The organism is Jeotgalibacillus sp. S-D1 (assembly GCF_004358665.1).
GTDB lineage: Bacteria > Bacillota > Bacilli > Bacillales > Jeotgalibacillaceae > Jeotgalibacillus.
Window position 1 is genome coordinate 488678 of the sequence record NZ_SMZR01000001.1, and the last position, 15361, is coordinate 504038.

General features: G+C 41.1%; 19 protein-coding genes. 16 read left to right on the top strand and 3 right to left on the bottom strand.

The window, feature by feature from the left end:
- Window positions 1–181: 181 nt before the first annotated feature.
- Complete coding sequence (locus tag E2R51_RS02495; RefSeq protein WP_133375447.1) at window positions 182–562, bottom strand: rhodanese-like domain-containing protein; 381 nt, start codon at window positions 560–562, stop codon at window positions 182–184.
- 150 nt (window positions 563–712) lie between these two features.
- Here E2R51_RS02495 and E2R51_RS02500 point away from each other — a divergent pair, with 150 nt between their 5' ends.
- The 3 genes from E2R51_RS02500 (at window position 713) to E2R51_RS02510 (ending at window position 5438) form a co-directional block, all read left to right on the top strand.
- On the top strand, window positions 713–1549 hold the full coding sequence (locus tag E2R51_RS02500) for a lipoate--protein ligase family protein (RefSeq protein ID WP_133375448.1): 837 nt from the start codon (window positions 713–715) through the stop codon (window positions 1547–1549).
- A gap of 356 nt (window positions 1550–1905) precedes the next feature.
- Window positions 1906–4449, top strand: a complete 2544-nt coding sequence (locus tag E2R51_RS02505; protein WP_133375449.1) for a vitamin B12-dependent ribonucleotide reductase — start codon at window positions 1906–1908, stop codon at window positions 4447–4449.
- A gap of 101 nt (window positions 4450–4550) precedes the next feature.
- A complete protein-coding gene (locus E2R51_RS02510; protein ID WP_165967117.1) occupies window positions 4551–5438 on the top strand; it encodes a patatin-like phospholipase family protein in 888 nt (295 codons plus the stop codon).
- On the opposite strand, the gene E2R51_RS02515 is transcribed toward E2R51_RS02510, so the two are convergent.
- Both E2R51_RS02515 and E2R51_RS02520 read right to left on the bottom strand, forming a co-directional pair.
- Window positions 5430–5813, bottom strand: coding sequence for an SA1362 family protein (locus tag E2R51_RS02515; protein ID WP_133375451.1), 384 nt, complete (start codon window positions 5811–5813; stop codon window positions 5430–5432). The genes E2R51_RS02510 and E2R51_RS02515 overlap by 9 nt on opposite strands.
- A 39-nt stretch (window positions 5814–5852) precedes the next feature.
- Entirely contained in the window at window positions 5853–6800 is a 948-nt protein-coding gene (locus E2R51_RS02520) for a DUF1385 domain-containing protein (RefSeq protein WP_133375452.1), read from the bottom strand.
- A 160-nt stretch (window positions 6801–6960) separates the two neighbouring features.
- Here E2R51_RS02520 and E2R51_RS02525 point away from each other — a divergent pair, with 160 nt between their 5' ends.
- The 13 genes from E2R51_RS02525 to accB all read left to right on the top strand — a co-directional run bounded on the left by E2R51_RS02525 (window position 6961) and on the right by accB (window position 15348).
- On the top strand, window positions 6961–7428 hold the full coding sequence (locus tag E2R51_RS02525) for a YqhR family membrane protein (protein WP_133375453.1): 468 nt from the start codon (window positions 6961–6963) through the stop codon (window positions 7426–7428).
- 63 nt (window positions 7429–7491) lie between these two features.
- Window positions 7492–7947, top strand: a complete 456-nt coding sequence (gene aroQ / locus E2R51_RS02530) for a type II 3-dehydroquinate dehydratase (RefSeq protein WP_133375454.1) — start codon at window positions 7492–7494, stop codon at window positions 7945–7947.
- On the top strand, window positions 7940–9001 hold the full coding sequence (locus E2R51_RS02535) for a M24 family metallopeptidase (RefSeq protein WP_133375455.1): 1062 nt from the start codon (window positions 7940–7942) through the stop codon (window positions 8999–9001). The genes aroQ and E2R51_RS02535 overlap by 8 nt, the downstream gene beginning before the upstream one ends.
- A gap of 25 nt (window positions 9002–9026) precedes the next feature.
- A complete protein-coding gene (efp, locus tag E2R51_RS02540; protein ID WP_133375456.1) occupies window positions 9027–9587 on the top strand; it encodes an elongation factor P in 561 nt (186 codons plus the stop codon).
- 112 nt (window positions 9588–9699) lie between these two features.
- Window positions 9700–10611: a stage III sporulation protein AA gene (gene spoIIIAA / locus E2R51_RS02545; RefSeq protein ID WP_133375457.1), complete on the top strand. Its 912-nt coding sequence runs from the start codon at window positions 9700–9702 to the stop codon at window positions 10609–10611.
- The gene (locus E2R51_RS02550; protein WP_133375458.1) at window positions 10608–11123 is read left to right on the top strand and encodes a stage III sporulation protein AB; all 516 of its coding nucleotides are present in this window, start codon (window positions 10608–10610) and stop codon (window positions 11121–11123) included. Before spoIIIAA ends, E2R51_RS02550 begins: the two co-directional genes overlap by 4 nt.
- Window positions 11124–11140: 17 nt before the next feature.
- The gene (spoIIIAC, locus tag E2R51_RS02555; protein WP_133375459.1) at window positions 11141–11347 is read left to right on the top strand and encodes a stage III sporulation protein AC; all 207 of its coding nucleotides are present in this window, start codon (window positions 11141–11143) and stop codon (window positions 11345–11347) included.
- 9 nt (window positions 11348–11356) lie between these two features.
- Window positions 11357–11755, top strand: a complete 399-nt coding sequence (locus E2R51_RS02560) for a stage III sporulation AC/AD family protein (RefSeq protein ID WP_133375460.1) — start codon at window positions 11357–11359, stop codon at window positions 11753–11755.
- Window positions 11756–11772: 17 nt separating this feature from the next.
- Window positions 11773–12912 (top strand): stage III sporulation protein AE, encoded by a 1140-nt coding sequence (gene spoIIIAE, locus E2R51_RS02565; protein ID WP_133375461.1) that lies wholly within the window; start codon window positions 11773–11775, stop codon window positions 12910–12912.
- A gap of 14 nt (window positions 12913–12926) precedes the next feature.
- On the top strand, window positions 12927–13460 hold the full coding sequence (locus E2R51_RS02570) for a stage III sporulation protein AF (protein ID WP_133375462.1): 534 nt from the start codon (window positions 12927–12929) through the stop codon (window positions 13458–13460).
- A 4-nt stretch (window positions 13461–13464) separates the two neighbouring features.
- On the top strand, window positions 13465–14079 hold the full coding sequence (locus tag E2R51_RS02575; RefSeq protein WP_133375463.1) for a hypothetical protein: 615 nt from the start codon (window positions 13465–13467) through the stop codon (window positions 14077–14079).
- Between the two features lie 3 nt (window positions 14080–14082).
- Window positions 14083–14637 (top strand): SpoIIIAH-like family protein, encoded by a 555-nt coding sequence (locus E2R51_RS02580; RefSeq protein WP_165967118.1) that lies wholly within the window; start codon window positions 14083–14085, stop codon window positions 14635–14637.
- A gap of 210 nt (window positions 14638–14847) precedes the next feature.
- Window positions 14848–15348, top strand: coding sequence for an acetyl-CoA carboxylase biotin carboxyl carrier protein (gene accB / locus E2R51_RS02585; protein ID WP_133375464.1), 501 nt, complete (start codon window positions 14848–14850; stop codon window positions 15346–15348).
- Window positions 15349–15361 lie beyond the last annotated feature (13 nt).

A 15361-nucleotide genomic window follows, 5' to 3' on the forward strand; every position in this document is an offset into this window, starting at 1 on the left:
CACTCGCCCACCGCGTCTTATGCTTGTCGGGGCTGAACAAGCGCCTTCCGGTTTTAGGTTATCCAGCTGCAACGGGCAGCTTCTCGGAGCGTATGTCACACCACCATTTAGGCAAAAACCGCCTAATTGGCAGCGCGCCTTACGTCTGTCGAAGCTAAACGCCCGCTTCCGCATTTAAGTTTTACTTTCTCTTAATTTTCCCTGTCCATTTTTTAAAGCCGCCTTTAAGCTGGTAAAGGTCTTGGATTCCCTTTTTGTGGAGCATTTGAGCGGCTCTTCCGCTTCTCATGCCGTTTTGGCAGTATAGGTAGACTGGTTTATCGGAACGAATTTCGCCTATTCTCATTTTCAGCTGGGAAAGAGGGATGTTTCTTGCGCCTAATATGTGACCGCCTTCAAACTCGCGCTGCTCTCTGATATCGATTAACTGCGCTTTGCGGTATCCGCTTTTAAATTCTTCCTCCGTTAACGGTCTTAAGATGCGTTTTTGACGAAAATAGGTGTAAGTTGAATATAAAATTATGACGACTAACACACCAATTAATATATAAAGTGATTCCAAAGCCTTGACCCCTTTCTATTTATGACACTAGTTATTATTATAGGCGTCATTTGACAGAAGTTCAAAGAAAAATTGTTGAATTTGTTCTCTTTGAAAATGTTTGTTCGTCTGTTAGACTAAAATCGACTTTATAAAAAGGATCTGATAGCCGTGAATGTGGAAAAGTGGAGATTTATCGACTCAGGAAATGCGTCACCCAGTTTTAATATGGCGCTGGATGAAGCTTTGCTTGATTGGCACAGTGAAGGGAAGATCCCTCCGACAATAAGGTTTTATGGGTGGAACCCGGCAACGCTTTCGATTGGGTACTTTCAAAAAGTACATAAAGAAATTAATTTAGAAGAAGTGAATAAAAATGGTTTAGGTTTTGTTCGCCGTCCAACAGGGGGGAGAGGCGTTTTACATGAACATGAACTCACCTATAGTGTAATCGTAAGTGAAGATCATCCCAAGATGCCCCCAACTGTGACGGAAGCGTATCGAGTCATCTCTGAAGGTATTTTAAAGGGGTTTCATCACTTGGGATTAGATGCTTATTTTTCAGTTCCAAAAACAGACGAAGAAAAAAACGGGCTGAAAAATCCCAGAAGTGCTGTATGCTTTGATGCTCCAAGCTGGTATGAATTAGTAGTGGAAGGAAAGAAAATTGCCGGCAGTGCTCAAACGAGGCAAAAGGGAGTAATCCTGCAGCATGGATCGATTCTGCTTGATATAGATGAAGAAAAATTGTTTAGTCTGTTTCATTATTCCAGTGAACGTGTAAAAGAAAGAATGAAAAATGCATTCAAACAAAAGGCTGTCGCCATTAATGCAATGGTTGAGCAGCCTATTTCCATCGAACAGGCGAAAACATCTTTTTTTCATGGTTTTGAAGAAGGTTTGTCAATTAAATTGGAGCCATATGAACTGACAAAAAAAGAACTTGAGTATGTTGAAGCCATTATGAAAAACAGATACAGTAATGAAGAATGGAATTTTAAAAGATAATTTTTATTCGTTATGCTTTTTAAACAGTACTACTTATGATAAAAAAGCGAGCACATCTGCTCGTTTTTTTCCTTTTTTATTAGAAATCATTAAAAAATGACGCTCATTGTATATATTGATTTTGTCGATAATTGCAAATCGTATATTCATTCAAATCAGCTCAAAAAAGTAATTCCATCTATTAAATTCTCCGTTTTTTAACTTAATTCTGCTGTTTTTGAATTTGACACTATTTTATTATTGACTGAAAAATCTATATATAGTATGACTTGATAATTTTAAAGCACTATATATTGTGTTTTTCGAAAAAAAGGAGTAAACTACAGACATAATATTAATTGGAAGGGGATACGGCAATGACCTCAATCTCTGCTCAGCAACAAACTTTAAATATAGATCAATTAAATAAAGATATTGCAAAATTCGACCCTGTTCACCCAATTACGGGTGATATGAATCAAACACATAAAGGGGTATCAAGACTTGTCATGCTCGACCGGTATGCTTTCAAAGATACTGAAAAGAAAACATTGCGCACAGGCGATTTTGTTGTGCTTACAATTCGTGAGGATCCGAAGTTTCCTGCACGTGGTTTGGGATACATACAAAGTATCAACTCCGAGAAAAGAGAAGCAAATGTATTGATTGAAGAGGAATTCAGAAATTCCCTTGACACTCCTAAAGAAATTGAGACTGGAATTGTTAATCGATCACTTGATGTTATTGAAAAGCCTCTTGAAGTTTTCTACGAACAGATTGCTCTGCGAAATGCAACCGGTCTGGCATCAGTAGAAAAAACAGAGGAGCAGCGCAGGATATGGACCCAAAAATTTTATGAAGAGCTATCAAGCATGAATTTTGTGCCTGCCGGGCGAGTCCTGTATGGTGCTGGAGCAAAAACTGATGTTACGTTTTTTAATTGTTATGTAATGCCTTTCGTAAAGGATTCCCGTGAAGGAATTTCAGATCACAGAAAACAAGTAATGGAAATCATGAGCCGTGGTGGAGGAGTCGGTACAAACGGGTCAACCCTGAGACCCCGCAATACTCTTGCACGGGGTGTGAACGGTAAATCATCAGGGTCCGTTTCGTGGCTGGATGACATTGCGAAATTAACACATTTAGTTGAACAGGGCGGTTCAAGACGAGGCGCGCAGATGATTATGCTATCTGACTGGCACCCTGACATCATTGAGTTTATTATTTCAAAAATGCAAAACCCGCGTATATTGCGTTTTCTGTTGGAAACAACGGAAGATGAATTTATTAAAAAAATCGCTCACGAAAAATTAAAATTCACTCCGCTTACAGAGCAGGAAGCGGGCATGTATCAAAGCATTGTGAATTATAAGGACATTCCTGGTTTTGGTGGGTTTAACCAGCAGATTATTGACGATGCAAAGGAAAAACTGGCTACTGGTGGTACGTACTCCGTACACAATTCAGAATTTTTAACAGGTGCCAATATCTCGATTTGCCTGACTGATGACTTTATGAAAGCAGTAGAAAATGATGAAGAGTACAGCCTTCGTTTTCCGGATGTGGAGTCTTATTCAAAAGAACAAATGGATGCTTATAATGATCATTGGCATGAAGTAGGCGACGTGCGTGAGTGGCAAAGAAAAGGATTTGCTGTGAGGTCTTACCGCACGATCAAAGCAAAAGAACTGTGGAATCTGATTAATATTTGTGCAACTTATTCTGCAGAGCCAGGTATCTTCTTTATTGATAATGCAAATGACATGACGAATGCGAAAGCCTATGGCCAGCAGGTTGTAGCAACGAATCCTTGCGGTGAGCAGCCATTAGCGCCATATTCTGTGTGTAATCTTGCTGCTGTTAACCTTGCAGAATTTGCTGACAAGGAAAATAAAACAGTTCAGTTTGATAAATTAAAGAAAACGGTAGAAATCGGTGTTAGAATGCAGGACAATGTGATCGATGCTACACCATATTTCCTGGATGAGAACCAAACGCAGGCATTGGGAGAGCGCCGGGTAGGTCTTGGAGTAATGGGTCTTGCGGATCTGTTGATCTATTGTGAAAAAGAATATGGATCGGCAGAAGGAAACCAGCTTGTAGATGAAATTTTTGAAACGATTGCCACTACGGCTTATCGCACTTCAATTGAATTAGCAAAAGAACGCGGTGTTTTTCCGTTTCTCGAAGGTGCATCCCAAAAAGAAACGGCAGAACTTCGCAAAGCCTTTACAGAAACTGGATTTATGAAAAAAATGCCTGAGGATATTAGAGAGGGAATATTGGCTCACGGAATCCGAAACTCTCATTTATTGACAGTTGCACCAACCGGCAGTACTGGAACGATGGTAGGGGTATCCACTGGTCTCGAGCCATACTTCTCTTTCACTTATTACCGAAGCGGCCGTTTAGGTAAATTTATTGAAGTGAAAGCTGATATTGTTCGTGAATATTTAGAGCGCAACCCGGGCTCAAAAGAAGATCAGCTGCCGGAATTCTTTGTGACGGCAATGGAACTGGCACCAGAAGCCCATGCTGATACACAATGCGTTATCCAGCGCTGGATCGACAGTTCTATTTCAAAAACGGTAAATGCACCAAAAGGTTATGCGGTTGAACAAGTTGAAAGTGTATATGAGCGTCTTTATAAAGGCGGAGCTAAAGGCGGAACGGTGTATGTGGATGGCAGCCGTGACTCACAGGTTCTCACTTTAAAAGCAGAAGAAAACACAATGGACACAAAAGGATCAAAACAAACTGTTGTACTGGTTGATACCATTCAGGATTTGCGTTCTACAAATGTGACGATTGGTTCGGAACTTGGCAATACCTGCCCTGTCTGCCGCAAGGGAACAGTTAAAGAAATAGGCGGATGCAACACTTGTACAAACTGTAATGCACAGCTCAAGTGCGGCTTGTAAACAGATAAAATTATTTCATCATGCAAGAAGTCCAAGCGGCTTCTTGCATTTTTTCATTCTTTATTAAACCTTTCATATACATGGGTAATGGAGGTGTAAAGATGATTATCGATCTCGTTTTCTCTGGCGGTGGTGTAAAAGCGATTGCATTTATAGGGGTGGTAGAAGCGCTGGAAGAGAGGGGGATAAAAGTCAGACGAGTTGCTGGAACAAGCGCTGGTGCAATTGTTGGCGCTCTCGTAGCTGCGGGATATACCTCAACAGAAATCAAATCAATGCTTCCCACTTTGTCTCATCTGTTCTTTAAAGAAAATAACCAGAAAAGCTGGGTCCCATCCTGGCTGCGGTGGCTTCGCTTATATTGGAAAAAAGGCTTGTATACCGGAGATGGCCTGCTGGACTGGTTAGAGCAGAAGTTAAAAGACAAAGGAATACGAAGGTTTTGTGATTTACCGTATGGCTCCTTTAAAATGGTGGCTTCCGATTTAACCGCCGGGAAAATGATTGTACTGCCGGACGACGCTATTAATTATGACCGGGATCCCCAGTTAATGAATGTAGCAAAAGCAGTGAGGATGAGTGCGTCGCTGCCATTTTTTTATGAACCGGTTCGGTTAATGAAAGGTAAACAAGTTCACTTGATTGTAGACGGAGGGGTACTTAGTAATTTTCCAATCTGGCTGCTCGAAGAAAAAGGCGCTGATAACACGATACCGATCATTGGCTTTCAACTTCAAACGGAAGATAAAAAGCAAGTCCATCACAAAATCAACAATGTAATTGAATTGTACTCCGCCCTTTTTATTACGATGAAGGAAGCGCATGATGCAAGGCATTTGGAGAAGATAGGAAAAAGGAATGTGCTGATCATTCCAGTTCCATCGATTTCTCTTACAAATGCCTATATGTCGGCAAACGAAATGCACGCCCTCATTGAAACAGGGCGTGCATGTACATTAGCTTATTTGGATGAGCAGATACTACAGTGACATCCGCTTCTTTTTCTTGCCTTTTTTTCCTTCTATCACAGTCAGCTTCGGTGCATCGCTGCGTTGAGCTGATGATTTTTTGATTGACACAGTTTTTTTAGCAGGCTGTTTACCGGCCTTTTTAACTTTAGAAGCGGATACGGGATTCCCGTAACGCTTTTTTGATTGTCTTACAGCTTTTTTAAAGGCTTGTTGATCTCGACGGTTTGGCTTGCGGCTAGCCCACAGTCGGTACAAAACGTATATCACACCAATAATCGCAGCATAGGTGAGAATCCTGATAAAGAAGCTGCCAGGATCATTCATCAGCATGTAAAAGAGACCAACTACAGCTAATCCAATAACAATATAAAATACGGTCAACTTCGCGTTCATACTAGCCACCTCCCGAAAACAATCCCATTACTGTTTAGTTTAGACAAGTGCCGATTTTTTTAAACCTGATTCTGACTCTTTTTCCAATTCCATCATTCGATTAAATGAAGCAATAGCCACTTCCACCTGATCATCCTGCGGTTCTTTTGTCGTTAACAGCTGAAGCCATAACCCGGGGTATCCAAGATAACGCAGGACGGGAACAGAACGAACCTTGTTAGTTAGTTGCAGCACTTCAAAGGATATGCCAAGAACAACTGGAATTAATACAATTCGATTTAAAATTCTTTCAACTAAATCTGCCGTAGGAAATAAAAAATACACAAACATACCTACTATTACTGTGAAGAGAATAAAACTTGAACCGCACCGATAATGCAGTCTGGATTGAGACTGTACATTTTCAACGGTTAATGGCAAGCCGTTTTCAAATGCGTTAATCACTTTATGTTCGGCACCATGGTATTGAAAGACTCGTTTTATAAGTGGAGTCAGGGAAATAAAATAAATATATACCAATAAGAGGATAACTTTAAATAGGCTTTCCAATAAGATCTGCTCTATACGTTCGGGAAAAATAAAAGTAAGAGAAGCTGCGAGAAAGACGGGAATCAACGTAAAGACAAATTTTCCAAACAGAAAAGATAAAACGCCAATTGCTGCGATTCCAAAAATCATTTCAAGCTTAGAAGCTTTTTGTTCCTGCTGAACTTTCTCATCATCTTCAGGAAGTACATCATAGCGTTCGCTGGAGAAATTGAGGTGTTGAGTACCGTTAGCGCTGGACTCGATCAGTGCGATGATGCCTCTCAAAAAAGGTATCTTTTTCATTTTCTGAAAGGAGGAACGAGTTTTTCTTGGTAAATGAAAGTAGTCAATGGATTGATCTTTTCTTCGAATCGCTGTTACAGTGTGATGACGTCCGCCAAACATAACGCCTTCCATTACAGCCTGACCGCCATATGCTGGCTTTTTGGGTTCACTCATGTTGTACACCAACCTATTGTATGCATTCCTTTTGATGAAAGGTATCTTTAGTTTACTAAAAAAGTTTGATTTCTACTAGCTGTTAGCAGCATTTCTTACAATAACCGAATATATCGGGTCACTCTGTGGACATACTGATAAGAAAAAAGGGTGATTTAAGATGTCAAATGTAGAACTGCCAACGATTAAGCGCACACCATTATCTATTGCTGCAGGCCTAGCCGGGGGCTTGTTTTTCTGCCTTTTTTATGAAGGGTTTCAGTTTTTTCATTTTATTGATAAAAAAGTACTGATGCCTTCATGGTCATTTCTTGCACCATCGTGGCGTGAAGGCTTTATTCATCATTTTATATGGATTTGTATGATTTGTATTATTTCTATAGTATGGGCATTATTATACCAGTTGCTGGTTAAATGGTCAGATTCAATGTGGCCGGGTATAATCATTAATTTGCTGCTGTTTGCGGTCATTTTTGGGTTGTTTGGCTGGGTATTCGATATAGGGCCAAAAGTAACGGAACTCAAGCATCATGCAATTATTTCCATCGCTTGTTTATTTATACTGCACGGTGCTTTTGTAGGATATTCAATTTCCTATGATGAACCATATGATTCTAAGGATCAGTAGTGGGAGATTTTTTATCATTGTGATACACTGAATGAGATGACATGATGATAAAGGGTGGCGTTAATGACGACTTTTCTGCTGTTAAATGGCCCAAATCTTAACCGGCTGGGTCTTCGTGAACCTGAAATTTATGGAAATGTGACACTTGAGCAAATTGAAAACAGAATGGCCACATTAGGTCAAAAGATGGGTGTTGAAGTAATAGCAAAACAATCCAATCATGAAGGTGAGCTTATTGAAGCCATCCATCTTGCTGCAGACCAGGGGTGGCAGGGGGTTATTTTTAATCCGGCTGCGTACACACACTCAAGCATCGCTTTGCGGGATGCCATCTCATCTGTAAACGTCCCGGTAATAGAACTACATATATCAAATGTACACGCAAGAGAATCATTCCGGCATACATCTGTCCTCTCTGCAGTTTCGGCTGGACAGATTGTCGGCTTTGGCGTTTATGGCTATGAGCTTGCATTTTACGCATTAAATGAGATTGTTAAAGGGGGAAAAGAGAATGAGTAAAGTAGCACAGATCAGGGAGCAATTTGAAAACCACGACATTGATGGAATTATGATTCTGAGTACATATAACCGAAGATTTGTTTCCAATTTCACAGGGTCCGCGGGGATTGTTGTCATATCACGGAATGAAGCGCTGTTTATTACGGATTTTCGATATACAGAACAGGCGGCAAAAGAAGCAGCAGAATATACGGTAATACAGCATAAAGGACCAATTCATGAAGAGGTCGCAGCACAAGTTGAACGCCTTGGCATTAAACGTTTGGGCTTTGAGCAGGATCATGTGGTATTTGGCATGTTTAAACAGTATGAACAGGCGGTTGCCACTGAGCTGGTTCCTTTAGCGGGCGTCGTCGAAAAGTTGCGCTTGATTAAGACAGATTCAGAGATTAAGATATTAAAGGAAGCAGCAGACATCGCAGATGCAGCTTTTAAGCATATACTGGACTTTATCCAGCCTGGAAAAACTGAACTTGAAGTTTCAAATGAACTTGAATTTTTCATGAGAAATGCCGGCGCCCAATCTTCTTCTTTTGATATTATTGTTGCTTCTGGCATGCGATCAGCACTTCCTCATGGTGTGGCAACTGATAAAGTGATCGAAAAAGGCGATTTTGTCACGATGGATTATGGTGCGCTTCATAAGGGGTATGTTTCTGATATTACCCGTACAGTTTCAGTGGGCGAACCAAGTGAACAATTAAAAGAGATCTATCAAATAACACTGGATGCTCAGCTCTTGGCAATGGAAAAAATCAGACCAGGGTTAACCGGAAAAGAAGCAGATGCCATTGCAAGGGACTATATTACTTCAAAAGGGTACGGAGAATTTTTTGGGCATTCATTAGGTCACGGGATCGGCCTGGAAGTTCATGAAGGTCCGGGATTGTCTTCTCGCTCAACGCAGACCCTTCTGGAAAATATGGTAGTCACGGTTGAACCGGGGATTTATCTTCCGGGAGTAGGCGGAGTGCGCATTGAAGATGATACACTGTTAACCGAAAAAGGCAATGAAACCCTTACCCATTCAACCAAAGATTTAATTATCTTATGATTTTATAACATTAGGAGGATAAAACATGATTTCAGTAAATGATTTTAGAACAGGACTAACGGTAGAAGTGGATGGCGGAATCTGGCGTGTAATGGATTTCCAACATGTAAAGCCTGGTAAAGGCGCTGCATTTGTTCGTTCAAAATTACGTAATCTTCGGACTGGTGCTATTCAGGAAAAAACATTTCGTGCTGGTGAAAAAGTAGCAAAAGCCCAAATTGATAACCGCCGTATGCAATACCTTTATGCTAATGGCGATATGCATGTATTTATGGATAACGAAACATATGATCAAATTGAATTGCCAGCGGCTCAGATCGAATATGAATTAAAGTTCCTCAAAGAAAATATGGAAGTTCAAATTATGATGTATCATACTGAAACGCTTGGTGTAGAACTTCCTAATACCGTGGAGTTGAAAGTAATTGCTACAGAGCCGGGCATTAAAGGCGATACTTCAAGCGGCGGTTCAAAACCGGCAACTGTTGAAACCGGATTGACTGTAAACGTGCCGTTTTTCATTAATGAAGACGATGTGTTAATTATCAATACAACCGATTCCAGTTATGTATCAAGAGCACAATAATTAAAGCAAAGCTGCAGGGGAAATCTCCCTTGCAGTTTTTTTTATGTCATAAAAACCATCAGACCTAAATAGGATAGACCACAATGATGAAAATGCGGGGTGATGAGTCTATATGCATTCAATCCTTTTACTATTACCTGACCCACTTAAGCAGCAGATTATTTTCAGCAGCTCGGACTCATTGGATGGAGTAGAGGAAATAAGGATACGCATCAGCCGTCCGGTTCAACTTGTGATGCAGCATACAACAGTAGAGCTGGACTACATTCCCTCTTTTAATGACCGTCAGCATATCGCAGAAAGAATTTCCCAGCACTCCTTTTATTCACTGGAGGAAGAGATGAAGAAGGGATATGTCACGATTGACGGAGGACACCGCGTAGGAATTGCGGGGAAGGTTACATTGGAGGATGGACGAGTTAAAGCAATCCAATCTATTTCTTCTTTTGCTATACGGAAAGCTTCTCAAAAAATAGGCTGTGCAGATCCATTTATGAAGGAGCTTTGGAATCCCTCCCAGCAGCGATGGCAGCACTGTTTGTTAATCGGGCCCCCGAAGAGTGGAAAAACAACCCTTCTCAGGGATATGGCCCGTTATATATCGACAGGACAACCAGACAATGAAATTGACTCAAAAAAGGTATCAATCATTGATGAACGCTCAGAGATAGCTGCCTGCCACCATGGAATTCCACAGCTTACTTTTGGGACGAAGGTTGATGTACTGGACCGGTGTCCTAAATTAGAAGGAATGACAATGATGATTCGTTCCATGAGTCCGGAGGTAATTATTGTTGATGAAATTGGGCACGAGCGTGACATTGAAGCAGTCATCGATGCCATGTATACAGGGGTAACCATGATTGTGACAGCTCATGCCTCATCGATGGAAGAACTTCGGAACCGGTCTTCGATGGACAAGCTGTTAGACAGTGAAATCACCCATTTTATTGAATGCACATCCGGTGGGTACTCGCTTTTCCGTCAAAATAACCTGGTTGCAGCTGCGACAAGAGAACGATGACACTCCACTGGTTAGGCGCCGTTTTTATCATCATCGGTTCAGGTCTCGAAGGATTCAGACGATCTTATTTATTGTCCAAACGACAACAGATTTTAATTGAATTCGCTCAGGCTTTTACATGGATGGAAAATGAAATCGTAAAAAGACAGACGCCTATTATTGAAATTGTTCAGGCGCAAATGGAACGAAAGGGTGAGGTTGCAAAGCTGTTCCAATTATTCTATGAACAGCTTACCTTAAAGCAGCTGCTGCTTGGTGAAGCGTGGGATAAGGCAGTGGAGCAATACTTTCAGTCATCTGTCCTGCTGAAAGAAGATCTGGAGTGGATTCGCCGAATAGGAGATGCTATTCAGCCTTTTGACCGTCAATCCATTGAACGGGAAATGAGTTTTATTATTGATATTCTAAGAAACCGTCACCTTGAAGCCAGAAACCGGGCAATCCAGTTCGGAAAACTGTACAAAACATTAGGGGTGATGGGGGGCGTTTTAGTTGTATTGTTGCTTAGCTAAAGATAGGAGCGATTATCGTGGCAATCGATCTTGATGCTTTATTTAAAATTGCAGGTGTTGGACTTGTAGTAGCGCTTCTATACACCGTTTTGGATCAGGTTGGGAAAAAAGACTATGCGCAGTGGCTCGCTTTTTTTGGTTTTTTGTATGTGTTGTTTATGGTCGTACAAGCCTTGGATTCTTTTTTTACTACCATCCGATCTGTATTCATGTTCTACGAATAGAGGATAAAAATGGACGAGCTACTAAGAACAATAGGCATCTGTTTTCTGGCGGGATTTATGGCGCTGTTGTTAAAAGAAAGATCTCCTTCTATTGCAATGCTGCTAACCATTTGCGCAGCTGCACTGCTGTTGTCCCAGCTTTTTACTTCAATTCAATTAGTAATGGGGATGATTCAGAGATTTTCAGTTTATCTGCCTGACATGGACCTTTATATTGGAACTCTTATAAAAGTGCTGATGGTCGCTTTTATTGCTGAAACAAGCTCACATTTGCTTAAGGGAGCCAATCAAACACTGATGGCGACGATTGTGGAATGGAGCGGGAAAATATTTATTTTAATGATTGCTTTGCCAATTTTTTACGAACTTTTGCAGCGAATGTTAGTTTTGCTGCCAGGTACTCATTGAGAGGATGAACAGAATCCGTGAGCTCTCAAAAAATTCCAACTAATGCAGCTGATCCAATGACACCAGCATCCCTAGATCAAGAGATGCAATCCCAATTAGTTGAGCAGGATCATGAAGCGTGGCTTGGCTTTTGGGATCAACTAACCGGGGTATACGGAGAATATTTACCGTCTTTGAGCAGGAAGGATTTATTAGAGCTTGTAACCAATCCGCAAGGGTCGATCACTGAATGGTTTTCAGGAATAATGCAATTTATTTTTCATGAAGTAGCAGAGCATGCCCATATTATTTTCTGGCTCCTCCTGTTACTGATTATTGGTTCGATTTTGCAAACATTGCAGCATTCATTTTCATCCAGTGGAGTAGCTTCCGTCAGTTCGGTTGCGATGACCGGACTGCTGTTGATGGTTATTATCGGAAGCGTGGAAACATGTGTCACCTATGTCACGCAGACTATCAGTTTAATGGCCGATTTTATGTATGCGCTGCTTCCGCTTTACATGGCAATGCTCACGATTTCAGGCAGTGTAACAACTGCTGCCGTTTCTCATCCCCTGCTTCTGTTTATTGTTCAGTTTAGTCATTTCCTAATGCAGCATTTTCTGGTTCCGCTTTTTGTTCTTTCCATTTTGCTCGATATAGTTGATACGATCTCCACGTCATTTCGCACATCCAAAATGGCTTCTCTTTGCAGGCAGGTAGGCATTTGGCTGCTTGGGCTCCTGGTGATGATCTATATATCCGTTTTTACAATTCAAGGGGTGACGACATCGGTTACGGACGGGGTAGCAGCAAAAACCGTCAAAACGATCGCTGGTCAGTTTATACCTTTCATTGGGAAAGTGGTTGCTGATACAACCGATTTATTGCTCGCTTCATCTGTTATGGCCAAAAACGCAGTTGGCTTAGCAGGAGCTTTAGTACTTGCGATTATCGTGCTTTTTCCCGCTCTGAAAATATTGGTGGTCGCGTTTATGTACCGTATATGTGCGGTGGTTATGGAGCCTCTTGGACATCCAGGCATGGTTCAGGCAGTCGATGCGGTCAGCAAAGGGCTTTTTCATCTCTGTGCCTCCTTAGTGCTGGTTTCAATCATGTTTTTACTCGGCATTGTTGTTCTGCTTTTTGTCAGTAATATCCCGCTGATGATTCGGTAAAGGGGGGCGGTGTGATGAACGAAATTTATCAATGGGTCATTAATTTACTCGTCTTAGTTGTGCTGATGGCGCTGTCGGATCTATTAGTTCCATCCACCAGCTGGCGCCCGTTTATCCGGATGGTGTTGGGAGGACTGCTTCTGGTGCTTCTTCTTGAACCGCTATTTTATTTTTTTCAAAAAGATGAATCGATCGTTACAATCCCTATGGAACAGCTTGAACAGAGTATTGCGATCGAGCAGCAGCAGGGAGAAGCTATGATTGATGACATGAATAACAAACATCAATCATACATATGGAATGAGGTCTCAGACAAGCTGGCCAGACAAGCAGCCCCTTCTGTATTGGAGCAGTTTAATATGGAAATTTCAGAGGTGAATGTGGTCCCGAATGATTCCTCAATGGAAGAATTCCGCGGCGAAGTGGAAGTAGTAGTAAACGGCTTAGATGATCTTTCAGATAATAAAGAAAAAGAGTTAACTGCCTTTTTATCAATTGAGTGGGGTGTGCCTGAAGAGTCGATTATAATAACGCAAACAGGGGAGTGACAATGTGACAGAGAGAAAGGGATGGGACAAGCTAAGAGATTGGATCGCATCCTCCAGGGATCCAACACCAAACAGAAAAATTCAGCTGATTGTCGTATTAATCATTGCGGGAGCTCTAATGATGATCCTGCAAGGCAATAAAACACCGGAGGACTTGCCGGTAACTCCAGCTGAAGAAATTACCCAAGGCCAGGCACAACCGGATTCAACAATGAGACAGATGGAAAAAGAAATGGAAAAAGAACTTGCAGAAATTCTTAAGAAAGCATTGGGGACAAATGAAGTAAATGTCATGGTCAATTTGGCCAGCAGTGAGCGCAAGGTATACGAAAAAAATGAAACTCTTCAACAAGATCAATCATCTGACCAGCGTGAAAACGAGCAGTCGACGATGGACAGGCGCTCTTCTGACAGACAGCTGGTTCTTGGAAACCAGGCTCAAAATGGAGAGCCGATATTAAGTCATATTGAAAAGCCAACTGTTCTTGGCGTCATGATTGTGGCGCAGGGGGCGGATCATATAAAAGTTAAAAAATGGATTACTGAATCTGTTGCACGAGTATTGGATATCTCTACACACCGTGTAGCAGTCATTTCAACCAATCAGAAGGAGTCGTGACCAATGATGCTAAAAAAACAAACGGTTTGGCTGTTAACCATGGTTAGCTTAGTAGTGGTACTGTCAGTGTATTATGTAACTTCCCCAAGAGATCAGGCTTCACCCCTTACTCCCGAACAATCCGCTGATATGGTGCTGGGAGAAGATGGAGAAGAGTGGGTTCTTGAAGATGATGTAGATGTTTCCGCAGAAGCCGTTGAAGATGAGATGTTTGAAGTGCTCCGCATGGAAGTTCAAGACGAGCGCAACGCATTAAAGGAACAGCTGACAACGAAAGTAGCATCAAATGAGTTTTCTTCTGAGGAGAAAAATGAAGCTTATAATGAAATGGATGAATTGATAAAACTCGAATCAAAAGAAGCAATGATTGAAACAATGATTAAAGGACTGGGTTATGAAGATGCTTTAGTCAGAACCGAAGAGGATCGAGTGATTATTTCGGTCAAATCTGCAGAAAATGCCCACTCGCGCGAAGCTGCAAATGAACTGATTCAGCTTGGCAGGAAAGAACTGGGAGAATCGAAATTCGTATACGTTGAATTCCAGCCAAACGAATAGGGAAAAAAAGGAGAGAAACCAGCGCAATATGACTGGTTTCTTTTTTTGTTAAAAACCAGTCAGAAATAATATGTTACAATGATGTTTGTGTAAGCGATTCCTGCTCGTTGAATAAACTTTTTTTCCTTCAAGTTGAATTCAAACAAGAAATTATCGTATGATATGAGCAGCTACTGCTAATTACTATTAAAAGGCCAAGGAGTGTCAACTATGTTAAAAGTACAAGAGATTCGAGAGCTTATTAAACTGATTGATCAATCATCAATTGATGAATTCACCTATGAGCATGATGGTGAGAAAATAAAAATGAAAAAGCAAACTCAATCATCACAAAAGCAGCCGGATGCAGGTCAACTGACAGTTCCGCAATCTGCGCCTGCTGAAGTGGCAGAAATTATTGAACAAAAAGAACCTCAGCCAAAAGCACAAAAAGAAGCAGAAAAAGAATCGGTTCAACCCGTTTCCCATGAGGGTACTGTTGAAATTAAATCACCAATGGTAGGAACGTTTTACCATGCATCTTCTCCTGAATTAGATCCTTATGTTAAGGTTGGTTCAAAAGTAAGCGAAGATTCAACTGTTTGCATTGTAGAAGCAATGAAGCTATTTAATGAAATTGAAGCAGAAGTATCCGGTGAAATTGTTGAGATTCTTGTAAAAGATGGACAGCTTGTTGAATATGGACAACCACTTTTTCTTGTAAAGGAATAGTTAGGAGAGAAAA